Consider the following 23,463-nt stretch of genomic DNA (forward strand, 5'->3'; position numbering starts at 1 on the left):
GGGCGGGCCCGTTGGGTGGGCGGTCGGACAGGTGCCGTTGCGTCGGCAGGCGGCTCGGGCCTCCTCTCGGTAGTCGGGCGGGTGGGCTCGGCGGGGTGCGCCCGTTCCGAGCCTGCGCGCAGGGGCGGCCCCAGGCCGAGGCGCTCGGGTCGAGACGGTCCTGGCGTCGTGGCAGCCGGGGGAGCCGGCTGTGCCTCGCCCTGTGTCTCGCCCTGCGCCTTGGCAGCGACCTTCTCGGCCGAGGCCATCCGGGACGGACGCATGCCTCGTCGCCTGCTCTGACCCAGTGTCGGCCTCGGCGCGTGGCCTCGCTGCTCGGCGGGGGACGGTGCGGGCGGCGGGGCCGGGGCAGGGGGCGGAAGAGCGGTGTCATCCGCAGCGGGAAGGTACTTGAGCATGTCGCGCCAGAGCTGCGGTGCCCGGTAGCCGACGTCTTCGGGCTCGCCCACGAACGCGTCCGACGCCTGCGTCAGCGTCCCGCGCGGGCTCGCGGGCGCCCGGTGCGTCGTCCCGGCGGTCGGCAGCCGACGCGGGGCGGAGGCAGGAGCGTAGGCCCCCGCGCTGACGTCCGTGTCGGTGTCGGTGTCGGCGCTCGGCAGGGCGGCGGCGTCCGCAGGCCGGTCCGTCGCTCTCCGGTCGGCGGTGAGCAGGCGGGGCCCCACGGTCGGCCCGGCCGGAGGCGTCGCCGAACGCCGAGTGCCGCGCGGTCGAAGGTCGCGCGGGTCCACCTCGGCCGGGTGGGCCACGCGACGGGGCAGCAGCGAGCGGGTACCGGCGATGTCCGGCAAGCGCCGTACCGGTCCGTTCAACAACGGAGGCGGCTCCACCGTGAAGGGGAGCACCGGCAACTGACGCCACTCGCGCCCGGAGCGCACGCGCCGGCCCGACGCGCTCGCGCCGCCGGACGTGGCATCGTGCTCCGGGGCCCGTCGTTCCGGCCCGCTGCCGGGCCGGGCGGATCGCCGCCGCTCGTGAAGGGGCCCGCGGAATCTGATCGGCCAACGCACTGGGGTCTCCTGTTCCCTTGACCCCCCCGACTTCTCTTCCGCCCCCGCACGCCGGCGATCCTCCACGCCGGGCTATTCAGCCGCCGACAGCCGCTCGTTGATCTCGCTGACCTCCGCGATCACCCGTCGGCGGACCGGATGCTCCAGGTCCAGCACCGAGGCCAAGGACCAGTGCAGGTGGTAGGACACGTACACGACCTCCTCCCACAGCCGCTGCGTCGTGTACGTCAGCATCCCCCCGACGCATCACCGGCGATGTCCACCGTGAACTCGTGCGAGCACTGCGGGCACTGCACGGCGGCCTCGGTGTGCCCCTCCTGGTTGATCCTGCGGTACAGGTCCTGGAGGAAGGCCAGATCGGAGGCGAAGAGGTTCTCGACGAGCAGGGCGTCCACGCCGCCGACCGTGCCGAGCTCGGTCACCGTGCGGGCCAGCAGGGCCACCGTCAGATAGGCGGGATTGCGGGCCACCTGCGGGTCGGTCTGCGAGACGATCTCGTCGCGCGCGGTCGCCAGCCGCATCCTCCCCTCGCGGTGCACCCGCCCGGACTCGTCCACGTAGCCGCGGGGCAGCACGAACGGGAACACCGTGCGGATCGCGGTGTCGGGCGCATCGGCCTCGGTCGCTTGCATGTCACTCTCCGGACTTCTCGGTTACATCGGAACGGTGGGCAGATCCGGCAGCAGCTCGCTGGGGAAGAACGTGATCTCGTCGCAGACCAGGGTGACGCTCTCGTAGACGACCTCGCCCGCACCCGCCTTGACGCCGCTGACCTCGACCTTCACCGGCCAGGCGGCCTCCAGGTCGTAGGTGCCGCGCTCCGTCCCCGAGGCGTCGATCAGCGTCAGCGCGGCGTTGACCTTGGCGAAGTCGAAACCCATCCGCGCGAGCCGGTGCCAGATCCACATCTCGCCGCTGCCGTCCACCCCGCGCCGCAGGGTGATCACCGGCGGCTTGGCCTGGCCGAACTGCTTGGTGATCAACGTCGATCCGCCCTGCCTCGCGTTGGACATCACGTACGTCGCGGGCTCGATCTCCGACTGGATGCCGCCCAGGTCGGTGAAGTACGCGTTGATCCGGAACATCGCGTTCGCGGTGACCCTGAAACGGGCGGCGGTGACCACCGGCGGGGTGGCCGGCGGGGCGGTCGCAGACGCCATCGGAGCCCTCCTTCGTCGTCACTGCTCCGGCTGGTAGGTGATGTCGGAGCAGACGAAGGTGACGTTCTCGTACACCACGCCGCTGTCACCGGCCTTGAGACCGCTGACCTCCATCTTCGTGGGCCACAGCCCCTCCAGCAGGTACGCGCCGCGAGCCGTCCCGGAGGCGTCGCAGATGGTCAGGGTCGCGTGGGTGCGTCCCTTGTCGAGACCGTTGCGCACGTTCCGGTGCCAGGCCCAGATCTCGCCGTTGCCGTCCACACCGCGCTTGAGGGTGACCGTCGGCGGCTTGGTCTTTCCGTACTGCTTCGAGTAGTTGACGACCTTTCCCTGCTGGCCGGGTTCCACCGTGATGTACTCGGTGCCCTCGACCTCGGAGCTGATCCCGCCGAGTTCGGCGAAGAACGCCGGTTTCGTCAGCAGGTCGCAGCTGAGCATGAAGCGCGCTGCGGTGATGGCGACCGGGGTCGCCATCGTCTGGTTGCCGTCGCTGCCGGCCATGGCTGGTGGTCCTCTCTGCGTCCGGTGTCCGGGCGGTCAGCCCGCGGGCACGATGTAGGTGATCTTGTCGCAGGTCAACGTGACGCTCTCGTAGACCACTTCGCTGGCCCCGGCCTTCATGCCGGTGACCTCGAGCTTGGTGGGCCAGGCGTTGGTCAGCTCGTAGATGCCGCGGGCCTTGCCGCCGGCGTCCATCATCGTCAGCGTGGCCCCCACGCGGGCCGCGTCCAGACCCTCCAGCACCATCCGGTGCCACGCCCACATCTCCCCTCCGCCGTCCACGCCGCGCTTGAGGACGACGGTCGGCGGCTTGGTCTTGCCGAACTGCCGCGAGTGGACGATCTCGCCCTTGTTGCTGCTGGCCGAGATGTACTCGGTGGACTCCACCTCGGAGGTGATGCCGCCCAGTTCGGAGAAGTAGACCAGCACCTTCACCGCGTCCGCCGAGACCAGGAAGCGGGAGGCGGTGACGACCGAGGGGACACCCGACGGCTGTCTCGTGTCTGCCATGGTTCACAATCCCTTTCTGCGCGCGGTCCTGCTCACGTCCTGCCCGTCCTGCTCGCGTCCCGCTCACTCCTCCAGAGCGGCGCCCTGCGAGTACTGCGAGATGCGGAACACCACGAACTCCGCCGGCTTGACCGGCGCGATCCCGATCTCGACATTCAAGATCCCCTGGTCGCGGCTCTCCTCAGGGTTGTTCTCCTGGTCGCACTTGATGAAGAAGGAATCGTCCGGCTGGCCGCCGAACAACGCGCCGCTGCGCCACACCTGCCGCAGGAACATGCGGATCGTGCGGCGCACCGACGTCCACAGCACCTCGTCGTTCGGCTCGAACACCACCCAGTTGGTGCCCTGGAGGATCGACTTCTCCACGAAGTTGAACAGCCGCCGGACGTTCAGGTAGCGCCACTCCGGATCGCTCGACAGCGTGCGCGCACCCCAGACACGGATGCCCTGGCCGGGAAAGGACCGGATGCAGTTGACGCCGACGGGGTTGAGGATGCTCTGCTCGCCCCGGGTCACCCCGATCTCCGGTGCCAGTACGCCGCGCAGCACCTCGTTCGCGGGCGCCTTGTGCACCCCGCGCGTCGCGTCGCTGCGCGCCCAGACCCCCGCCATGTGCCCGCTGGGCGGCAGCGTGATCGGCTTGCCCGACAGCGGATCCATCACCTTCACCCACGGCCAGTACAGCGTCGCGTAGGCCGAGTCGTACCCGGCGGTGTCCATGCGCCAGTCCCGCAGCTGCTGGGCCCGCATCCCGGGCGGTGCGTCCAGGATCGCCACCCGGTCCGCCATCAGCTCGCAGTGGGCGATCATGGCCAGCTGGACCGCCTTGACGCCGTCCTCGTCCAGCACGCCGCGCTGGTGAGCCAGCATCAGGTCCGGCACCGCCAGCATCGTCACGTCCTCGACGGCCTCCAGACCCGCGAACCCCGTCCGGTCCGCCGCGTCGCCGACGTAGTCGTCGGCGTCCAGGGCTGCGACGCCTGTCTCCTCCGGGAGGGAGGCGGGTGGGGCAGACGCGGGGGGAGCTGCGGGCTCGGCGGCCGTGGCCTGCTCCAGGACCAGCTCGGTCCCGACGGCGGGGGCCAGCGCGGTGACGCCCTTGACCTCCTCCACCACGATCAGCTTCGAGCGCTGGCGTACCGCCTGGACCACGTTGCCGGGGCCCTTCAGTGACAGGTTGTCGAAGGTCTCCTCCCGGCCGCCGTCCTGGCGCACGACCAGCCGGAAACCGCCCTCGGACTCGTTGCCGGGCCTCTCCACCCTCACCGTGATCGGGCCCGACCGCGCGGCGTCCGGCCGGGCCGACACCGTCAACGCGGGCTTGTCCGTCCCCTCTCCCGCGGCCAGTTGCAGCCTCGGGGGTGACGGCAGCGGCCGCGCCTCCGCGGGTCCGGCGGGAGGCACCGCTGTGGCTCGCCCGTCGGATCCGTCGGGGGCGCCGGAGCCGCCGATGCGCACCACGTACGCGTTGCCGCCCCCGTTGAGGAAGTAGCCGTACAGGGCGTGGGGCAGATAGGCGTCGGCGATGAAGTCGCCGAAGGTCCTGGCGTACTCGGTCCAGTTCGTCACCAGCGTCGGCTCGTGCAGCGGCCCCTTCTCCGTCAACCCCACGAAGGCGACGGTCGCGGTGCCCACGCCCTCGATGGGCTTGGACCCGGAGGAAACCTCTTCCACATACACGCCGGGGGAAAGATACGTAGACACATCAGCCTCCCAAGCAGCAGGCGCCGCACACTCAATGAAGACCCGGGGCGAGCGGTGCACGAATGATCAGTCGACCCTGACTCGCACCGTCTGCGAACCATCCTGCGCCTCCTTGGGTGTTCTCGCATACTGAGGAAATGATCGACTCAGTGGATGCCTCACTCGAGGCGTGGATACACGGGGTTCTTCCGGGGGGAGTGAGTGTGTCTTTCGCACCCCCCGAACCGGTCCACCCGGACGGGAGGAACCCCGGGGCCCCTGTCGTCAATGCGTTCCTGAGCGATGTCCGCCTGGAACGGATCGCCGAAGGGTCACTTCAACTCCGTGACGGCAAACGGGTCGTGGAACGCCTGCGCCCAGCGGTCGTCTACCGGCTCTGCTACCTTCTCAGCGCCTGGGGCACCGACACTCTCGCCGAACACGCGCTTCTCGGGATGCTCCTGTGCGCCGGCGCCCAGCGGCTCGAAATCCCCGCGGACTGCCTGCGCGGAACCCTCGCCGAACCCCCCGCCCAGCCACTGCCCCTGGTCCTGGGACCGGAGGAGACCGCACAGGCCGGATGGGGAACACCCAGCGCCCTGCACGGCCTCCCCCCGCACACCTACCTCGACGCCAGCCTGCTGGTCCCGCTCCACCTGCCACCGCTGGGCGACCTGGCCCCGGCCCCCGCTCGCACCGACCTCGGCGTCGGCCGCACTCCGGTGCAGGGGCCCCCGCCGACGCGACCGCAGGCCGACGCGCTGGGAGAGCGCCAGCGCGGCCGCATCATCGAGCGCGAGCCCGGGAACAGCGGGGCCGAGTGACCGGCGACCATACGGAGGTGATCAGACCGTGCAGATGACATAGAGGGTGACCGTCGCGGCCACGGACGCGGGAAGCGGCGCGTTGCTCATTCGGAAAAGCCAGGCGACGGGATCCCCGCCCGCCGGAGCGGGGCTCGACTGCGTCACGAAGACTCTCGCCCTGGGATCGGACAGGACGTAGCCGCCCCCGGTCGCTGATGTCCCCACAGGACAGGGGACGGTGAAGGTCCCCGAGGTGGCGCCTACCGGCAGCGTGAACGAGGGGCCGACACTGACCTGTGTCCGGCTCACTCCGGAGGCGCCCGTCGCCCCGGTCGCCCCGGTCGCGCCCGTGGCCCCGGTGGCCCCGACGGCGCCCGTGACCCCCGTCGGTCCCGCGGCCCCCGTCACGCCGGGAACGCCCGCGGCTCCGGTCGGGCCGAGGGCCCCGGTCGCCCCGGTGGGTCCTGCGGCTCCCGTCGGTCCCGTCGCCCCCTTCGGCCCCGCGGGTCCCGTCGGGCCTGCTGGCCCGGTGGGGCGACGGTGGTGAGGGGGAGGCACGGGGTGGTCCCCGCCGCAGCCGCACCTGCGGCTCGGGAGCATGCGCACATGCACCTCATCCGTTGGCCGGCCGCTGAGTTGGGCGATCGCGCGGGCGGCCTGCTGCTCGCCGCACGGGCCCGTGCAGGCCAGGGCCGCGGCTGCGGGGACGGCTCCGGCGGGGACCGCATTGGTGGGCACGGACTCACCCGGCATGGACTCACCGGGCATGGACACGGTGGGCGTGGACCCGACGGGCACGGTTGGCCGCGGCGTCGCGCCCGCCCCGGCCACGGCCGGGGCAGCGGCGGACGCAGGGGTCGGCGTGGTCGCTTGGCTGATCAACGAGCCCAAGGCCATCGAGGCGAGGGATGCCATGCCCCCGAGGCCACCCAGGACTATGGAGTACTTCCGCAATGTGCGCACAGGCTGCTCGACCTTCTGGAAAGGGGAATCGCTGCCGCTCCCTCGGGAAACGGGGGGAGGGCGCGAGAACGGGGAGTGGAGTGGGTCCGGCCCCGCTCCATTCGTAGTGCCCCCTCCCCGGCCACGCACCCCGCCGACCCCTGTGTGCCCTCCATCCGGCTGAGGGGGCATGTCTGGGTGCGTCCACTCAAAGGCTCAGGTGGCTGCTCCTCCGATGGGTTTTTCTTCCCCCCTCGGAGGTCCACGCCGGTTCGTTTGGTGGACGAATTCGATGCGGCAACGTCTTCGTTCGCCGCGCCACCGGCTTGCCGCCAAGGGCATCAGGCACGTGGTGTCCTGGTGAACGCGGTCCGGCAAGTCCCTGCGGGCTGCTCCTGATCGCGGTGCCGGCGCCCACACCGGCGCCCTTGGCTCCCCTGCCCGAGGTGAGTTCCGTTGCCCATGACGCATGCTGCCCTTGCACTGTGGCTGTGTCCGTGCCGCGCCGGCTCGCTCGCACGGCCCGGAGAGGCGGAGTCCCGAAGCCCGGCGGCGGAATCGGCATATCACCTGCCTGATGGGTTTCTTTGGGTGAATTTCGAGGTGATGCCGTGACCCCGTGAGTGGAACGCGGAGCCGCGTGGAAGAAGCATCGATTGTGTACGGAGTGATACCTGCCCGCTGCCAGGCACTGCGCCTCGCCGTCGGCGCGGGGAAGGGAGGGGGCGTTGACGTCGACGAACGACTCCGGAAGGGCCGCCGCTGCGGCCTTCCGCCCGAGGACGCGGCGCTTCAGCACGAGCGACCCGGAGTCGGCGGCGCGCAGGATCGGCGACGCGTTGCGGACGCGTTTCCGCATGGCTTCGCCGCCGCCCGCGTCCGGTCGGGCCTTCGAGCTGGAGTTGACCGATCTCGGCCCGTTCCGGGTCTGCGGGATCCGCCTGCCCGGTGAGGTGACCTCGACCAGCAGCGCCCGTCAGGCGGTCTTCGCCGAACTCATGGGCGGGGCCGCCGAATGCCGTTTCGACGGCGTGGACTACCGGTTCACGGGCGAGGGCGTGTGGTGCGTCACCCCCAGGATCCCGTTCCGCGGCCGGACCGTGGACCTGCACGCGCGGTGCGTCGTGATGCCCATGTCGCTTCTGGAGCACTTCGCCGGCCCGTCCACCTGCCGCGGCGGCAGACGGTTCACCAGCCCGCGTCCGGTCAGCCAGATCTCGGTGCGGCAGTGGCGGGCGGCCACCGCCTACGTGGGCGGGCTGCTGGAGGCGCCGGAGCTGATGACGCCCCTGGTCATGGCCAACGCGACGGGCCTGCTGGCCGCCACGGCCCTGGCGGTGTTCCCCAACACGTTCACCGACCCCGACGAGGCGGCTGCGCCGACCGTCGCCCCGACGGTGGTCCGACAGGCCACCGCCTACATCGAGGAGCACGCGCACCTGGACCTCACCGTCGGCGACATCGCGAACCAGGTGCACCTGACCCCGCGCGCACTCCAGTACGCCTTCCGCCGCCACCTGGAGACCACCCCGTTCGCCTACCTGCGCCGGGTGCGGCTGGACCACGCACGCCGGGAACTCCTGGCGGCCGATCCCGCGACCTCGACCGTCGCACAGATCGCAGCACGCTGGGGTTTTCTGCACCAGGGCCGTTTCGCCGCCCTGTACCGGGCCACTTACCAGGACACGCCCCGGCAGACCCTCCGCGCCTGAGCCCACCACTGCGGGGTCACTGCGAAATACCCAAAAGGACCATCGGCTGAACCCGTAAAGCGCTGTTCCGAGGCTCCGGAACTTGATGCTGTCCTATGCTTTTTCCTTGCAAGGGCAGACATAAGGGGCACAGGAGGGCGTGGCACATGAGCGCTGAGAGGCTGAGCAAATCCGCATTGACGGGGCAGGGCGTCGAGGCGATCGCGGAGCGCCTGGTGGAGGTGAGGACCCGGATCGCGGTGGCCCAGGCCGAGCTGGTGCTGCTGCGCGAGGTCGAGCAGTGGCTGGGGCGGGTGCTGGGGGAAACCCAGGGGTACGTGCCTGGGTCTTTCCCGACGGGCATGCCCTCGCAGGACGCCGCGGATCCGACCGACATGCGGTCGCTCCTGGCCGCAGTGCCCGCCGCGTCGGGCGCCACCGCCGTGCCGGTACAGCACCGCGGCGGCCCCGCCCGGACGGATGCCAAGCAGACCCTGCCCATGCGGGTGGAGGAGTACCTGAGCGGTCAGACCCTTCCCCAGAAGGTCGGCACCATGGCCCTGTCCCTGTTCGGGGACTCGGTCACGGACCGCCAGGTGAAGCGCACGCGCGCGGCCGTGGAGTCGCTGGTCGCGCGCGGCCAGGCGGCCCGGATCAAGCGCGGCGGGGCGGTCTACTACGAGGCCAGCGCCTGACCCCTCCGGTCACCCTGCCCGGGTAGGCCCGGAGGAGAGCCCGGGGGGAGAGCGCGGGGGGAGAGCGCGGGGGAGGCCGGGGCTGCGCCGGAGGCGTGGCACACGGGGTCGGCGAAGCCGCGCCGCCGCCCGTCGGCGGGGCCGTGGCCGACGGCGCTGTCGTGGGGGGAGGTGGGGTCGTCGAGGGCGGGCAGGCGCACGCAGGCGGCGTGGTCCGCGCAGGTGCGGGCGTACGGGACGGCGGAGGCGGCAGCGACGACGGCCGCCCGGCGGCGGGCGGCGTGCCCGGGGACGCGGGCGGGATCGTGGCCGGGGACGAAGCGGCGGGAGCGGTGCGCGTGCCCGGGGAGGGCTGCGCCGGCGGGGGAGCGGCACGTCCCGACGCGTCTGCCCCCGCCCCGGCAGGCGGCATCACGGGAGCCCCGGGCTGCGCCGGAGCGGGGGCCGTGGCGGACCACGGGGACGCGGCGGACGGGACGCCCTGCTGGGCCGTCAGCGACTCGGTGGCGTACAGCGAGGTCCACGCCAGCACGGCCTGGACGTACCCCGTGGTGTGGTTGTAGGCGTAGACCGCGCGTTCGATGCCGCCCGGCGTGTTCAGATCCCCACCCGCCGCGCACAGGATGCGCCCCGCCGTCACCGCCGCGTCGAACAGGTTCTGCGGTGAGGGGGCGACTCCGGGGCGATCGGTCGCCGCCCACTGACGCCACGTCGAGGGCAGGATCTGCATCGGTCCCACCGCCCGATCCCACACCGGGTCGCCGTCGAGGACGCCCTTGTCGGTGTCATGAACGGCGGCGTTGCGGCCGCTTCCGTCCAGGACCGGGCCCAGGATCGGAGCCACGGCCGTTCCGTCCGGCTGGAGTTCGCCTCCTGCGGCGTGATCGGACTCGACCTTGCCCACGCCCGCCAGCAGCGGCCAGGTCAGGTGACAACGGGGCAGGCTCGAGGCCAGTGCCTGGGCGGCCCGCTCGTACGCGGCCAGCGCCAGCGCGGGGACGGCGCCGGCCGGAGTCTGCGGGGCGGCGGCGGGGGACGGGGCGGCGTACATGTATCCCAACGCTCCGGGGACGCCTCCGCCGTCGACCGGCGGGAGCACGAAACCGGGTGCTGCGGCCGACGTCGCGGACGCGGCCGGCCGGACCGGGGGAGCGGCAGCGGTGAACGGGCCGAGCGCATCGGAGACGACGGCCACCAGCGGCAGCCCCACGAGGAGGAACCCCGCCCCGACCACCGCCGTCGTCCGCAGGGCCCGGCCGCTGGGCGGCGGAGCGGGTGCGGGCCGGGCGGCTCGGCGGGTCGCCCGTCGGTATCGCGCCACACTGACCTCCCTCATCCGTTCCCCCTCCGTTCCCTCAGTTCGTTCGTGTACTGCCCTGATCGTCACCCAGGTCGGTGGGTGTCGCATCCGGGACGTGGGTGGGAATGCACCTACCGGGACCCATCCGGTGCCGCCGCGGTGTCATCCAGGGTGTGCTTCAGGCGCTCGACGCCGGTAAGGGCGTGGGCCCGGCGCTGCGCGCATCCCGCGGGCACCAGCTGAGCCGTTCGAGCGGTTCGGTGGACCAATTCCGGGGGAGGCGCCGGCCGTTGCATCATCCGGCAGGTCCGTCCCGACGGCCGTGCCGAGGCGGCGGTCCCGTCGAGGTCGCTCAGATCAACCCCGACTGCAGAGCGAACGCGACGGCGTGCGACCGGTTGCGCAGATGGAACCGGCTCGTCACGTCGTGCAGGGTGTTCTTGACCGTCCGCTCCGAGTAGGACAGGCGCGCCGCGATCTCGTGCGTGCCCAGTCCCTGCGCCACCAGACGCAGCACCTCGGCCTCGCGGTCGCTCAGGCCGCTGACGTTGAGCCCGCGAGGGGCGAGCACCTGGTCCTGGAGTCTGGATACCTGCTCCAGCAGGCGGCCCAACAGGTCCGAGGGAACCTCCCCGGCCCCGGCGCGGACCGAGCGCACCACCTGGACCAGACGGTCGGGCGTGGCCTCCGCACGGCGCACCAGGCCGCAGGCGCCGGACTCGACCAGGGCCAGCAGGCCCGCGTCGTCAAGACGGTGGACCACGGCGACCACCCGCTGCGTGCCCAGCGCGCGAGTCCGTTTGACGAGAGCCAGCGCGTCGTCGTCGACCTCCTCCATCGCGACGACCGCCACGGTCTCGGCGGCGACGTCGCCGGCGCCGACCAGCCACACCTCGGCGTGGCCACGCACGGCGGCGGCCAGCCCCGCCTCCGACAAGGGATCGGTGGCGCACACGAAGACATTGATCCGTTCCGGCATCGACACTCCTCGACGGCGACGGCCGCTCCGCTGTTCCCGGATGGTCCTGGATGGTCCTGGATGGTCCTGGATTCCCGACGTTCCGGCAGGCGGCCCCACCGGGGATTCCCCCCGTGCCCCGGGGCTGGGTCTGCCTCCGCCCCCAAGCGTACGTACACGGACGGTCGTGTGCTCGCCGGACTGGGTTTTCCAAGCCCCGGGCTACTCGCCCCGCAGGCGCACGACCCACTCAGGGCACCCAGTCGGCCGGCCCGCACCCACCCATCCACCTACCCGCGACCAGGCAGGCCCGGTGACCGGGGGAGTCGCCAGGGGACGGCGCTGCCTCCGGGCGAACCCCGACCGCCCGGAGGCCCACTCGGCGAAGCCGACCCTGCCGCTCAACTCTCAGCGGTCCTGGTCCCAACGGCGGATCCACGGGGGCTGGAGCCGGCTCAGGGCCACGCCCGCCTGGTCGGCGAGGGTCAGGGCGGTGAGCCTGGCCTGCAGCGGGACCGCTGCGCCGCGGGTCGGGAGCAGCACGAACCGGCCCTGGTAGCAGCCGCCCGCGAAGACGCGGAGCTCCAGCTCCGAACGAGGCATTCCCAGGCGGTCGACGTCCCAGGCGGCACGCCCGATGATGACGCTGCCGTCCTCCTCCAGACGCGACCGCCTGCCAGGGGCGTTCTCGTACCTGAAGCGGCATCCGCGCAGCCGCAGCAGCTCGACGAGGTGTTTCTGCACGGCGTCCAGGACGGGCTCGACATGGGTGCTCGACTGGGCCAGCCGGGCGGTCTCGTGGATCCGGTTCAGGTAGTCGGACGTGGCGGCCGTCCCCCGGGCGAGCCGCCTGTTGCGGCGGGCCAGGAATCCGATGCCGAGCGAGATCGCCATCAGCATCAGCGGCACGCTGATGTCGGGTTTCGCCGAGGACGGGTGGCCATACGGGGGGATGAAGAAGACGTAGTAGCACACCGCTCCGAGCAGGCTCGCCAGGATGTCCGCCGCGCGGACCCCGAAAGCCGAGACGGCGATGCCGAACCCGAGGAGGACCGCCACGCCCAGCGTCTGGAGCTCGGCGCCCTGGAAGGGAAGCAGGACAAGGGAGATGACGATCGGGCCGCACGCCCCGACCAGGACGACGACCCGTCTGCGGGACTGCCGCGAGGGGTCGGGGATCCGTGCGGGCGATCGCAGCCCCGCCGCCTCCGTGAGGCGCGTGCCGAAGCGCCGCGCGGACCGCGGCCTGGCGCCCACCGCGACCAGGGCGACGGCCAGCCAGCCGAACGCCACGACGGTCAGCCAGTGCCCGGCTCCCGGCTCAGGGCCGACGAGGTTGTGGTAGAGCGTCGCGCCGAGCAGGAAGAGGGCGGCGAGCGGGACGGCCCCTTCCCACGAGGGCACCTCGACGCGGTGCTGAACGAAGATCAGGCGGATGCCGCCGAGCGTGGTCAGCGCGTACACGACCAGGATCAGCAGCGTGCCGATCGTGCTGGTCCAGCGGAACGCCTCCGCCGGACCCGCGCCGAAGACGGTGGCGCAGATCGCCAGCACCAGCGCCATGCCCGGGACGACCCACGTGACGGCGCGCGCCGGGACGCCGTCGGCGGAGAGCCGGCCGGGTCCGCGGTCTCCCACTCCGTCCCGGGCCAGCGCGAACAGCAGCCGGCTCGCCCCGACGGTGCACGCCAGGCAGTTCCCGAAGGCGGCGACCGTCGCTCCCAGGGTGACCACGGCGCCCACCCAGGCGCTCAGGTAGGCGGTGGCGAGGCTGCCGAGCAGCGAACCGGAGCGGGTGAAGGAGGCCACGCCGGCGCTGTCGGTGCCGAAACCCATCATGGCCACGGCGGTGACCACGACGAAGAAGACACCCCCGAGGCTCGTCGTCCATACCATCGCCCGGGGGATGCTGCGGCGCGGGTCGGTGGCCTCCTCGCCCAGGGTCGACGCGGCCTCGAAGCCCGCGAAGGACAGGAAGCCGAACACCAGGCCCTGGAACAGCGAGGTCGGCGACGTGCCCCGGGGGATCTCGAGGACGGAGAGCGTGAAGCGCTGCCCCGACGGCGTGCTGCGGCCGAGGAGCCGCACCGTCACCACGGCGACGACGACGAGGATCACGACCGCGGTGGCGCACTCCACCAGGAGCAGGAGGTTGGTCCCGCGCCGGATCGGCGTCCTCGCGAGCAGCCAGACCAGCACGAGCGCGCAGCCGGCGAGGACGAACGGCAAGCCGCCGGGCGGGTGGGACCACGCGCCGACCTGCCGCAGGAAGTCCGATGTCAGGATGCCCACGATCACGGAGGTCGTGACTCCGAAGAAGACGTAGGTCCCGAGCAGCCCCCACCCGGCGACGATTCCCGAACGCGGCCCTATGGCGGCCCCCACCAGCCCGTAGACCGAACCGGAGTGATGGAAGTGCTGACTGAGCCGGACGAACGAGTAGGCGACGAGCAGCACGCTGACACCGGCGACCAGAAAACCCAGCGCGACCCCGCGTCCCAGACCCGTCGCGGCCGCCTGCGGGTTGATGTCCACCGCCACGCTCGGCGCCATCAGGGCGACAGACAGGCCCGCGGCCTGCCAGACGTTCACGCGGGGACGCAGACCACGCTCCGGGCGGTCGCCCGCTGGTTGCACCGGTGCGGGGGGTTCAGGGGCCGCCGAGGGTGAACCTGAGGTTTTTTCGTCCATGGTGTCGACCTCGCCGCTGGGGGTTCAGTACCTGGTACGGGTGTTCCTGTCCTGGGTGGACAGTTCGAGAGCGGACGATCGCTGTAGAATCCAGAGTGGACCTGAAACCTCGAAACACCCAGTCCGGGGCTCAGCTGCGAAGACAGGGGTGTCGCGCATGAGGGTGCATGTGACCCGAAGACAGGCGGTGTTCTCCCTCGCGCTCGCGGGGCCGCTCCTGCTCAGCAATGTCGTGCTGCCGTTCCGGCATTCGCTTCCCAACCGGGACAAGGAACTGCTGTTCGTGGCACTGGTGGTGGCCGTCGCGACGCTCGGAAGCCGGGCTGCGGCTGTGGTCGCGGCCCTGTCCGGGGCGGTGTGGTACGACTTCTTCTTCGCCGGCCCCTATCAGTCCTTCGAGCTGACCAGCGCTCCCCAGATCGTCACCGTGCTGATCCTGGTGGTCGTCAGCCTGGCCATCACACAACTGGCGTCCCGAGGCCGACAACTCCAGGCCAGCACGACCTCCGGGACGGAGTATCTGACGCGCATCCAGGGCGCCGCGCGGCTCGCCCAGTCCAGCGCGGACCCGGAGGCGGTCCTCGACCTGGTGCAACGGCATCTGACGGAACTGCTGCGGCTGCGCGAGTGCCGATTCGTCGCCGAACCGGACCCTGGCCGGACGGCCCGCCTCACCGAGGACGGACGGATCACGGTCGGCCACCGCGAGTGGGACGTCGAGAAGCTGGGCATGCCGGGAGCCGAGATCGAACTGCAGGTGGTGGTGGCAGGCGAGAGCTACCGGGGCGGCTTCGTCCTGGTGCCCACGCCGGGTGCCCCGGCCCCGTTCCAGGCCCGGCTGACCGCCGTCACCCTCGCCGACCAGGCCGCCGTCGCCCTCCAACGCCCGCCGACGGCCCACCGCGCCTGACCCGTCGGCAGTCGCCGGGCTCTGCCGTGCCGCAGGCGCCTGCTTCGACCGGGGCATACTCGTCGAACATCCCGACCAGGAGGCACCGTGACCACCCTCAGGCCCGAAACCATCCGCACGGACCGGCTGACCCTGCTGCCCCTGAAGGTCGAGCACGCCGCCGAGATGGCCGCCGTCCTGTCCGATCCCCGCCTGCACACCTTCACCGGCGGCGCCCCGGACACCGCCCAGGCCCTGCGCGACCGCTACGAACGCTGGGTGGCCGGTTCACCCGACCCCGCCGCATCCTGGTGCAACTGGGTCATCCAACTGCACGACGCGGCGGGTTCTGCTCTGACCGGAACGCTCCAGGCGACGATCACCGAGGACGCCGACCGCGGACCCACCGCCGAGATCGCCTGGGTGGTGGGCACCCCCTGGCAGGGGCGCGGCATCGCCACCGAGGCAGCCCAAGGGCTCGTCACCTGGCTCCGACAGCACCGGGTCCACACGGTCGTCGCCCACATCCACCCGGACCACAAGGCTTCCGCCTCCGTCGCCACCGCCGCCGGACTCACCCCCACCGACCAGTGGCACGACGGCGAGATCCGCTGGCAACTGACGATCAGCTGACCGCGCCGAGCGCGTCGAGTTCGTTGCCGATCGCCGCACGCAGTTCGTCGTGCTGCGGTCCGAGCGCCGTCGCGGGGTCGTGCCAGTGCTCACGGGCGTACAGCCACACCGGGACGCGGACGAGGTCCGGGGGCTCCCACGCGAAGCGCGGCCACACGTGGACGTGCAGAAAGGGGTCGGCGTTGCCGAGGATCTCCAGGTTCACGCGCCGGAACTCCGGGTCCAGGCGGCGGCAGGCCCGCTCCACGGCCTCGCCCAGCCGATCCATGTCCGCGAGGAAGGCGAGGCGCTTGCCTCGCGGCAGGTCGGACAGGCGCTGCACCTCGGGATCGTCGACCAGCAGGACCGAGTACCCGGGGAGGAACTGCACATCGCCGATCACCGCGAAGCCGGCGTCCAGCCGTCGGAGCACCGTGGGGTTGGCACCCCTCAGCGCACTGCCGATCCGGTCGTCCCGCCAGTCGTCCACCATGATCGCGCACCCTATCCGCAGGAGCGGTAGCGAGTCACCCGTATCACCGTGAGACCCGGGCGCGCGGCCTTGTAGCCTGCCGCGATGGCCTACAAGATGGTGATCTTCGACAATGACGGAACACTCGTGGACAGCGAGACCACGGCTCACACCGTGCTCTCCGGCTACCTTACGGAGCTCGGCTACCCGACCACCCTCGAGGAGTCCTTCCGGTATTTCCTCGGCAACGCCGGTCGTAACGTCCACACGGTGGTGGCCGACCGCTTCGGTGGCGTTCTGCCGCAGGATTTCACCGCCCGTTGCCACGACCGGGTTTTCGCCGCGTTCCACACGGGCGTCGACGCCGCGCCCGGCGCCGTCGAACTGCTTGCGGAACTACAGCGCAGGAAGCTGCGCTACTGCCTGGCCTCCTCGTCGGACCACACGTGGATCGACCTGACCCTGGAACGATCCGGCCTGCGCGAGCACCTGCCGGCCGCCCTGGTCTTCAGCGCCGAGGACGTCGGCGGGGTGGGCAAGCCGGCCCCGGACCTCTTCCTGCACGCCGCAGGGAGGATGGGCGTGGCCCCGCGTGACTGCCTGGTCGTCGAGGACAGTCCCAACGGCGTCCTCGCCGCTCGCGCGGCGGGAATGGACGTCCTCGGCTACACCGCCCTCATGCCGGCGGACCGGTTGGCCGCAGCGGGAGCGACCGCGCTGATCGGTCAACTGAAGCAGGTACTCGACCACCTGTGAGAAGGCCGTTGGAGCCCACTGAGCACTGGCCGCTCACGAGTCGGAGGCCGTGGCCTCGCCCACAGCGGGCCTCCCGCCCGCGGGAGCGACGCGGAACCTGGGTATGAACGTGCCGATCACGCCGATCATGCCCGTGCTTCCCCAGGCGCTCGCCACCCACGGTTCGTGCTGGACCACCGCGGTCACGGCTGCCCCGAGCATCCCGCCCGCCAGCACGAACCCGGCCGCCAGCCCGCCGGCGCGCAGCAGGAAGTCCCGGTGCGCCTCCTTCTCGTCGAGCGCGAGCTGCCGTTGCTGTGCGGCCTCGGCGATCCGCAGTGTCTCCATCCGGGCCTCGTGCGCGCGCTTCAGTTCCGGTTCCAGACGCTGCAACGCGGCCTTGAGATGCTCCGGAGGCAGCGCGGCCCACTGCGTCGCGATTTCCAGGCCGGTCGGACCTGGAAGAGCGGTAGGTGCGTCCGTCATTCCCGGGCACCTCCTCCTTGGCTCGGAACGAGAGGGGCGTCCAGCGGGGTGCCGGTGGGATCCGGTGGGGGTCCGAGAGCGAGGAACAGCTGGTCCAGCCCGGAGGTCATGGACGCGGCGGCTTGAGCTGTGTCCGGGTCGTCGCCGACCTCGAGAAGGTTCGGCCCGGCCTGGGCAGCCTGCGCCGCGATGGCCTGCGCCGTGATCTCCGCTGCCCGGGCGGAAAGACCGCTGAGGCTACCGCCACCGGCTCCCATGACGATGCCGCTCGCGAACCTGCCAGTGGAGGCGAGCAGCAAGTCGAAGACGACGTAGCCCATCCGGCGGGCCAGCTCCCGTTGGCGGCGCTGCTCCTCAAGGCGCTCCACCTGGGCTTGGAAGCGGAGCAGCAGGACGGCTACCGGAACGGCGATGACCAGGGACCCCACGTCGAAGAGGAGCTCCACGCCACCGGACACGGGTGCACCGCCTCTCCTGCCCACCTCACACGTGGAGTCTGGCACGCCCCGTGCCGGCTCCGGGCCGGTCTCGTCGATTCAGGATCGAGGCGTCGGCGGGGAACCGGGCCGGCCGGTCCGGTGACTCCACCCTGTGGGTGTGGCATCCCCTGGGCTGCCTGATGGCCGGTATCCTGCTGACCTGAGGCCATGGGGGTGGGTCCGGTGGGGTTCTGGGCGTCCAAGCGCGACCAGCAGGAGGCGGCGCGGCGCGCTCCGCTTGCGACGGCGGACGCCGAGCGTCTGCGGCATGAGATCGCGGCGCTGGGTGACCTGGCGGCGGAGTTCAGCAGACGCGTCGCCGTACTCGAAGGCCTTCTGGCGCCCATGCTCTCCCCCGTCCCCGCAGCACCGGTGGATGCCGTACCGCAGGACCGGACCGCCGGGCATCGGAGCACCGGCAGGGTGAAGTGGTTCAACGCCGAGAAGGGCTTCGGCTTCATCACGCCGGACGAGCCGGGGCCCGACCTCTTCGCCCATGACTCCCAGATCGAACGCCCTGGCCCGCGCGAGCTGGCGGACGGACAGCGCGTCGAGTTCGAGACCGTCAAGGGTGCGAAGGGGCCCCAGGCGGACCACATCCGCATTCTGGCCGAGCAGCTCTGACCGCGACGGTTGTCGTGCTGACCGGCCGTCAGGCCGTGCCGAAACTAGAGTGACGCCATGGACTATCGCACGCTCGGCAACAGTGGACTCCTTGTCTCGGTGGTCGGCCTCGGCTGCAACAACTTCGGTGGGCGGCTCGACGCCGCGCAGACGCGTGAGGTGGTCGAGGCCGCGCTCGACGTCGGGGTGACGCTCTTCGACACCGCTGACATGTACGGCGGCGGTGGCGGGTCGGAGACGCTGCTCGGCCAGGCGTTGAAGGGGCGGCGCGACGAGGTCGTGCTGGCCACGAAGTTCGGCCACGCGCACGCGGACCTGGGCTACGGGCCGGCGGCCGGGGCCAAGGGGGGACGGGCCTACATCCGGCGCGCGGTCGAGGAGTCGCTGCGCCGCCTGCAGACCGACCACATCGACCTGTACCAGCTGCACACCCCCGACCCGCGCACGCCGATCGCCGAGACGCTCGCCGCGCTCAGCGAGTTGGTGCGCGAGGGCAAGGTGCGTTACATCGGGCACTCCAACTTCCCCGGCTGGCAGATCGCGGAGGCCGCGCACGTGGCACGGGAGATCGGGGCCGTCCCGTTCGTCTCGGCGCAGAACGAGTGGTCGCTGCTCGAACGCGGAGTGGAGCGCGAGGTGGTGCCCGCGGCGCTCCACTACGGCCTGGGCGTGCTGCCCTTCTTCCCGCTCGCCAACGGCCTGCTCACCGGCAAGGTGCGCCGCGCCACGGGCGTGCCCGCAGGCTCGCGCCTGGCGTCGCGGCCCGAGCGGGTGACCGAGGCGGGCCTCGACGCGGTCGAGCGTCTCGCCGCGTGGGGCGAGGCGCACGGCCGGAGCGTCCTGGAGATCGGTGTGGGCGCGCTCGCCGCGCGGCCCGGCTGCGGTTCGGTCATCGCCGGCGCGAGCAACGCCGAGCAGGTCCGCGCCAATGCCGCAGCCGGGCAGTGGGTGCCCACTCCGGAGGAGTTGGCCGAGATCGACGCGCTCCTCGACGCGGAGCCCACCGGGGTTCGGCCGTCCCGCTGAGGCGGGCGCCGGTGGGCCGCCACGCCTACGGCAGGTCGCCCGCTTGGGCGCCGTTGAGGGCCTCGATCTCCTTCGCGAACGGCGAGCCCTCCGGGCCGGGGTAGGCGGCGAGGTGGGCCCGCCAGTCGTCGGCGGCGCCCTCGACGTCTCCGAGGGCGTGACGGCTCAGGCCGCGCCGGTAGAGCACCTCGGGATCCGGCCCGCCCGCGTCGCCGGGCTCGCCCGGCCCGCCGACCTGGCCCGCCTCGCCGGTCCCGCCCGCGCCGCCGATGCCGTCCGCCGCCACGCCGGGCTCGGCCGGCTCGGCGGGCTCGGCGAACTGGGCGGCCACGACCTCCAGATCGGCCAGTGCGCGCCGGTGCTCGCCCAGCTCCTGGAGGGCGACGGCCCGGTTGAAGCGCAGCTCGGTCAGGTCGCCGTCCAGCGCCAGCGCCTGGTCCAGATCCGCCACCGCGTCGGCGGAGCGTCCCATCGAGTACCACAGCACCGCGCGGTTCACCCAGGCCGGGACCAGCGTCGGATCGGCCGCCAGCGCGGCCCCGTAGTCGGCGAGGGCGCCCTGGGGGTCGCCGGTCTCGGCCAGCAGGGCGCCCCGCGCGGCGAGCAGGTGCGGGTTCGACGGTTCCAGCTCCAGGCCGCGGCTGATGTCGGCCCGCGCCCCGTCCGCGTCGCCGCGCGCCAGTCGCAGATCGGCGCGGTTGATGAGCGAGTCGACGTGCTCGGGCTCGATCTCGATCGCGTAGTCGAGATCGGCCAGCGCCTCGTCCGTGCGGCCCAGTTCACGCAGCAGGTCGGCCCGGTTGTAGTGGGCCTCGTGGAAGGGCGGGGTCAGCCGGACGGACTCGGCGTAGTCCGCGAAGGCCGCCTCGTACGCGCCCAGCGCCCGGTGCTGCGCGGCGCGTTCGAAGTAGTAGTCGCCGTAGAGCGGGTCCTGGGCGATGACGGCGTCGTAGTCGCGCAGCGAGCCGACATGGTCGCCGGTCGCCGCGCGCACCTGGGCGCGGTTGTACAACAGGACCGAGCGGTGCAGGAGTTGCTCATCGGGTGAGCAGTCGGCGTCGGTGATCGCCATGGCTTCGCCCACGAGGTCCAGCGCCCCCGCGAGATTGCCCCGGTGCAGCTCCACCAGCGCGCGGGCGTTGCGCATGAAGGCGCGGACCAGCGCGCGCCGCACCGGGTCCGGCTCGCGCTCCGCGATGGCGATGGCGGTGTTGACCCACCCCATGGCGAGGTCCTCGTCGTGCAGTTCCCTCGGCAGGAAGCGCGTGTACAGCATGGCCAGCTGGTACGCGGCGTTCATGTGGGTGACCGGCTCGGTCGTTCCGGCGCGGATCTCCTGGAGGCAGCCGAGCGCGTCCTCGCCGCGCCCGAGGTAGGACAGGGCCGCGCCCACCTTGTGCGTGAGGTTCCAGTACTCCTTGGGCTTGGTGTCAGCCACCAGGGCGCGCCCGCGCAGCGCGAGGTCGATGACGGCCTCGTAGCAGCCGAGGTTGAAGCACCCGTTGACGCCGGCGACGAAGGCCTCGAGACCGGCGCCCGCGCGGTCCAGACCGCGTTCGCGGTGGTAGGGCACGGCGCCGTGCAGCAGCGACTGCTCGCCGCGCCGGGTCAGCAGTTCGGCCCGCGCGGTGTGCCGGTGGGCGCGCTCGTGAGGCGGGAGCGCCTCGTAGGCGGCGATGGCGGCCGGGTCCCGCGTGGTGCCGTCGGAGTCGATGAACTGCTGGGCGGCGTCGACGCCGTCGACGGGCGGCAGGGGCGCGAGGGCGCCGGTGGCGGGAACCGTCCAGGCGGCGAGGGCGGCGGCGAGCAGGTCGTCGCGGACGTCGCGGTCGCGATCGCGCTCGGGGTCGGACTCGGCGACGACGGTCAGCACCGCGGGGTCGCACCGGCGCAGCAGGACGGCGACGAAGTCCCGGTCGGTGGGGTCGGCGTGGTCCAGGTCCCGGAATGCCAGTACGACGCCGCCGGGGTGCTCCGCGCGGGCCCAGTCGACCAGCAGCTCGGCCAGGCCGTGCGCGATGCGCAGGGCGCGGGTGGCGGGGTAGAAGCGGGTGCGTTCCTGCTGGATCGCGGTGTTGGTGAGCGTCTGGGGCGGGAGCACCTCCAGCTCCGGTGCGACGGCGGCCACCTCGGTGGGACGGGCGGCGGGGATCGCCGGGTGGCGTTCCGTCAGTTCCGGCATGATGCCGCGCAGCAGGGAGCCGGCGCCGGTGAACGGACCGCGCAGGTTGCGGTGGCACCAGACGTGCAGGTCGGGCTGCGGAACCCGTGGCCCGGCCGCGGAGACGTCGGCCGAAGGTCCGGAACCCTCCAGGGCTCCGGAGGCGGCGGGGCTGACCCGCAGGTGTCGTGGGGCGGACGTCGTCATGCCGTGGCTCCTTCGGGGCGGGGGGTCCGGGCCCGGGCACGCCGGTCCCGCAACGTGACATGGATGAGCACGCCGATCTCGAACGCGGCCATGGCGGCGAACAGGGCCGCGTCGATCCGGCTGCCGACGGGCGTGCCCGCCGTGGTGAAGCGGCGGACGGCCGTGGACCAGAACCGCCACATGGTCGGGATGCCGGCCCAGGCCAGACTGCCCAGGGAGAAGCCGTAGCCCGCCACCAGGACGGGCGCGTACCAGCGGGCCATGGCTCGGTCGCGGTCGGACCACTCCGCCTCGTCGTCCGCGAGCTGCGGAACAGGGCGCCGCAGGGCGCGGCGGATCCGGGTGCGCAGCAGGAACTTCGTGGCGGCCTGGAGATCCTGACAGCGCATCAAGGTGGCGACGACGAAGTAGAGATCGGTCTGGAGGTAGAACATGAACTGCCAGATCAGGCGTAGCACGCAGCTGAACGCGACGGCGAGGCAGAGCCGGTGGCACCAGGCCGGAATCCCGGGCCGGTCAAGGCCCCAGGCGAGCAGGGTCAGGCTCGCGCACAGGACGGTGTCGGTGACCATTCCGGCCAGGAACGGCAGGTACCGGCGCCTGCGCGGGACGCTCAGCAGGGCGTCGAGCCTGGTCTCGGCGACGACGTAGTACAGGCGGCGGCTGATCCCCAGCCGGGACGGCAGGCCAAGTCGGCGACCGGCCAGGGCGTGCGCGGCCTCGTGCAGCAGGATGCCGGCGATGGCGGTGCCCAGCAGGCCCACCGGGATCAGGGCCAGGTAGTCGGTGAAGAACACGTTGCGGTAGCTGGGCCGCAGTTCCGGGTGGACGACCATCGCGGCGACCCCGGCGACGGTGAGCGCGGCGTAGACGATCCAGGCCGGCCAGGAGAACACCCAGCGCCCGAGGCGCTGCCAGCGCACGGGGACCGGTTCGGGCTCCTCCTCGTCCTCGGCGAGCAGGAAGCCGAGGCCGTCGAGCGCGTCGAGGAAGTCCGGGACGTCCAACTCCTCGCCGCAGGCCTGCTCGTACCACGCCACGGCCTCGGGCAGCGGGGTGCCGGCGTCCAGCATGCGCAGCAACTCGGCCCCGGCTTGGGGGAACAGGGCGTAGGAGGCGATGTCGGGGCGGCCCACCATGACGCCGTCGTCCTCGGGGACCATGGTGAGGCGGCGCAGGCGGATGACGGCGGAGCCGCCGGGAGCGGTGGTGCTCATACGCGGCATGCCTTCCTGGGGCGGCGGGAGCAGGCGGTCGGCCACGGGGCCAGGGGGCCGGGGGACCGGGGCCGGTTCGGCCGAGGGCGGTCGAACCAGCCCCGGTCCGTGCTGTCAGGCGGCGTTGCAGCTGTAGTAACAAGCCACCGTCAGACGGATGGAACCGGCCTTGCGGATCGGCATCTTCTTCATGAACTTCCCTCCTCTCGGGCGTGTGCAGGGGTGCACCGGCCGTACGGGCCGGAGTCCGGGCCCGGCCACGCGACCTGGCGCCGGCGCCGGCGGAGGGCATGGCGGAGCGACAGGTGGGTGCGGGCAGACACAGAACGGTCCGAGGCGCGAGGAGCAGCGGTGACGGGCACGGCCGACGCCTGGTGCGGGCGGCCGGGTGGGCTTTCGCGCGGTGCGGGAGGGGGTCCCGCAGCGCATTGAACTACCGGGTCGCTCACAGCGCCAGAGCTTGACCGTGAACATGAAAGAGGGAGGCGCGTGGGGAAGTTGTGAAGCCCATTTCACGGAATCAGTACGTTCGACGACGTAGTGCCCCGGGTCGCCTTGCAGATTCAACACACAATAAAACTAGGCAAGTTGAGGCATTGAAAGATCCCGAC

The 23,463-nt window shown here is 72.1% G+C and carries 22 protein-coding genes; 8 read left to right on the plus strand and 14 right to left on the minus strand.

Annotation, left to right across the window (positions count from 1 at the left end):
- Positions 1-1,079 precede the first annotated feature (1,079 nt).
- From TR50_RS46835 to TR50_RS21350, 6 genes are all read right to left on the minus strand, one after another.
- Complete coding sequence (locus tag TR50_RS46835; RefSeq protein ID WP_169790436.1) at positions 1,080-1,241, minus strand: DUF6760 family protein; 162 nt, start codon at positions 1,239-1,241, stop codon at positions 1,080-1,082.
- Positions 1,235-1,639, minus strand: coding sequence for a hypothetical protein (locus tag TR50_RS21330; protein ID WP_042423850.1), 405 nt, complete (start codon positions 1,637-1,639; stop codon positions 1,235-1,237). Before TR50_RS21330 ends, TR50_RS46835 begins: the two co-directional genes overlap by 7 nt.
- A 21-nt stretch (positions 1,640-1,660) precedes the next feature.
- A complete protein-coding gene (locus tag TR50_RS21335; RefSeq protein ID WP_042423853.1) occupies positions 1,661-2,167 on the minus strand; it encodes a phage tail protein in 507 nt (168 codons plus the stop codon).
- An 18-nt stretch (positions 2,168-2,185) separates the two neighbouring features.
- On the minus strand, positions 2,186-2,668 hold the full coding sequence (locus TR50_RS21340; RefSeq protein ID WP_042423857.1) for a phage tail protein: 483 nt from the start codon (positions 2,666-2,668) through the stop codon (positions 2,186-2,188).
- A gap of 36 nt (positions 2,669-2,704) precedes the next feature.
- Complete coding sequence (locus TR50_RS21345; protein ID WP_042423860.1) at positions 2,705-3,178, minus strand: phage tail protein; 474 nt, start codon at positions 3,176-3,178, stop codon at positions 2,705-2,707.
- Between the two features lie 63 nt (positions 3,179-3,241).
- Positions 3,242-4,882, minus strand: coding sequence for a phage tail sheath family protein (locus tag TR50_RS21350; protein WP_042423863.1), 1,641 nt, complete (start codon positions 4,880-4,882; stop codon positions 3,242-3,244).
- Positions 4,883-5,019: 137 nt separating this feature from the next.
- Between TR50_RS21350 and TR50_RS21355 the strand changes: the two genes are divergently transcribed.
- The 3 genes from TR50_RS21355 (at position 5,020) to TR50_RS21370 (ending at position 8,995) form a co-directional block, all read left to right on the plus strand.
- The gene (locus TR50_RS21355; protein ID WP_152648530.1) at positions 5,020-5,685 is read left to right on the plus strand and encodes a Pvc16 family protein; all 666 of its coding nucleotides are present in this window, start codon (positions 5,020-5,022) and stop codon (positions 5,683-5,685) included.
- Positions 5,686-7,337: 1,652 nt separating this feature from the next.
- Entirely contained in the window at positions 7,338-8,321 is a 984-nt protein-coding gene (locus tag TR50_RS42755) for a helix-turn-helix transcriptional regulator (RefSeq protein WP_052441165.1), read from the plus strand.
- Positions 8,322-8,467: 146 nt separating this feature from the next.
- Positions 8,468-8,995 (plus strand): hypothetical protein, encoded by a 528-nt coding sequence (locus tag TR50_RS21370; protein ID WP_042423872.1) that lies wholly within the window; start codon positions 8,468-8,470, stop codon positions 8,993-8,995.
- Here TR50_RS21370 and TR50_RS45680 read toward each other — a convergent pair.
- The 3 genes from TR50_RS45680 to TR50_RS43630 form a co-directional block, all read right to left on the minus strand.
- A complete protein-coding gene (locus tag TR50_RS45680) occupies positions 8,955-10,316 on the minus strand; it encodes a lysozyme family protein (RefSeq protein WP_152648532.1) in 1,362 nt (453 codons plus the stop codon). The two genes, TR50_RS21370 and TR50_RS45680, sit on opposite strands and share 41 nt — an antisense overlap.
- Positions 10,317-10,647: 331 nt before the next feature.
- Positions 10,648-11,274, minus strand: a complete 627-nt coding sequence (locus TR50_RS21380) for a helix-turn-helix transcriptional regulator (protein ID WP_042423877.1) — start codon at positions 11,272-11,274, stop codon at positions 10,648-10,650.
- Between the two features lie 387 nt (positions 11,275-11,661).
- Positions 11,662-13,845: an amino acid permease gene (locus TR50_RS43630; RefSeq protein WP_063775114.1), complete on the minus strand. Its 2,184-nt coding sequence runs from the start codon at positions 13,843-13,845 to the stop codon at positions 11,662-11,664.
- A gap of 256 nt (positions 13,846-14,101) precedes the next feature.
- On the opposite strand from TR50_RS43630, the gene TR50_RS45685 reads away from it, so the two are divergent.
- Together TR50_RS45685 and TR50_RS21395 are read left to right on the plus strand one after the other, a co-directional pair.
- Positions 14,102-14,854: a DUF4118 domain-containing protein gene (locus TR50_RS45685; protein ID WP_042423882.1), complete on the plus strand. Its 753-nt coding sequence runs from the start codon at positions 14,102-14,104 to the stop codon at positions 14,852-14,854.
- Between the two features lie 87 nt (positions 14,855-14,941).
- Positions 14,942-15,466 carry a GNAT family N-acetyltransferase gene (locus TR50_RS21395; protein WP_042423886.1) on the plus strand — a complete coding sequence of 175 codons (525 nt, stop codon included), beginning with the start codon at positions 14,942-14,944 and terminating at the stop codon, positions 15,464-15,466.
- On the opposite strand, the gene TR50_RS21400 is transcribed toward TR50_RS21395, so the two are convergent.
- On the minus strand, positions 15,459-15,938 hold the full coding sequence (locus TR50_RS21400) for an HIT family protein (RefSeq protein WP_042423889.1): 480 nt from the start codon (positions 15,936-15,938) through the stop codon (positions 15,459-15,461). The genes TR50_RS21395 and TR50_RS21400 overlap by 8 nt on opposite strands.
- An 84-nt stretch (positions 15,939-16,022) precedes the next feature.
- Here TR50_RS21400 and TR50_RS21405 point away from each other — a divergent pair, with 84 nt between their 5' ends.
- Positions 16,023-16,673, plus strand: a complete 651-nt coding sequence (locus TR50_RS21405) for an HAD family hydrolase (protein WP_042423892.1) — start codon at positions 16,023-16,025, stop codon at positions 16,671-16,673.
- Between the two features lie 33 nt (positions 16,674-16,706).
- Here TR50_RS21405 and TR50_RS21410 read toward each other — a convergent pair whose 3' ends face one another.
- On the minus strand, positions 16,707-17,138 hold the full coding sequence (locus TR50_RS21410; RefSeq protein WP_042423895.1) for a hypothetical protein: 432 nt from the start codon (positions 17,136-17,138) through the stop codon (positions 16,707-16,709).
- A complete protein-coding gene (locus TR50_RS21415; protein ID WP_152648534.1) occupies positions 17,135-17,596 on the minus strand; it encodes a hypothetical protein in 462 nt (153 codons plus the stop codon). The genes TR50_RS21410 and TR50_RS21415 overlap by 4 nt, the downstream gene beginning before the upstream one ends.
- 189 nt (positions 17,597-17,785) lie before the next feature.
- Here TR50_RS21415 and TR50_RS50115 point away from each other — a divergent pair, with 189 nt between their 5' ends.
- Both TR50_RS50115 and TR50_RS21425 read left to right on the plus strand, forming a co-directional pair.
- Positions 17,786-18,241, plus strand: coding sequence for a cold-shock protein (locus TR50_RS50115; protein ID WP_369405762.1), 456 nt, complete (start codon positions 17,786-17,788; stop codon positions 18,239-18,241).
- 57 nt (positions 18,242-18,298) lie between these two features.
- Complete coding sequence (locus TR50_RS21425; RefSeq protein WP_042423901.1) at positions 18,299-19,267, plus strand: aldo/keto reductase; 969 nt, start codon at positions 18,299-18,301, stop codon at positions 19,265-19,267.
- 25 nt (positions 19,268-19,292) lie between these two features.
- Here TR50_RS21425 and TR50_RS21430 read toward each other — a convergent pair whose 3' ends face one another.
- Entirely contained in the window at positions 19,293-21,635 is a 2,343-nt protein-coding gene (locus TR50_RS21430; RefSeq protein WP_052441168.1) for a tetratricopeptide repeat protein, read from the minus strand.
- A complete protein-coding gene (locus tag TR50_RS21435; RefSeq protein ID WP_042423905.1) occupies positions 21,632-22,852 on the minus strand; it encodes a hypothetical protein in 1,221 nt (406 codons plus the stop codon). The genes TR50_RS21430 and TR50_RS21435 overlap by 4 nt, the downstream gene beginning before the upstream one ends.
- Between the last annotated feature and the right edge of the window lie 611 nt (positions 22,853-23,463).

Origin of the sequence: Streptacidiphilus anmyonensis, assembly GCF_000787855.1 — a bacterium.
Classification (GTDB): Bacteria; Actinomycetota; Actinomycetes; order Streptomycetales; family Streptomycetaceae; genus Streptacidiphilus; species Streptacidiphilus anmyonensis.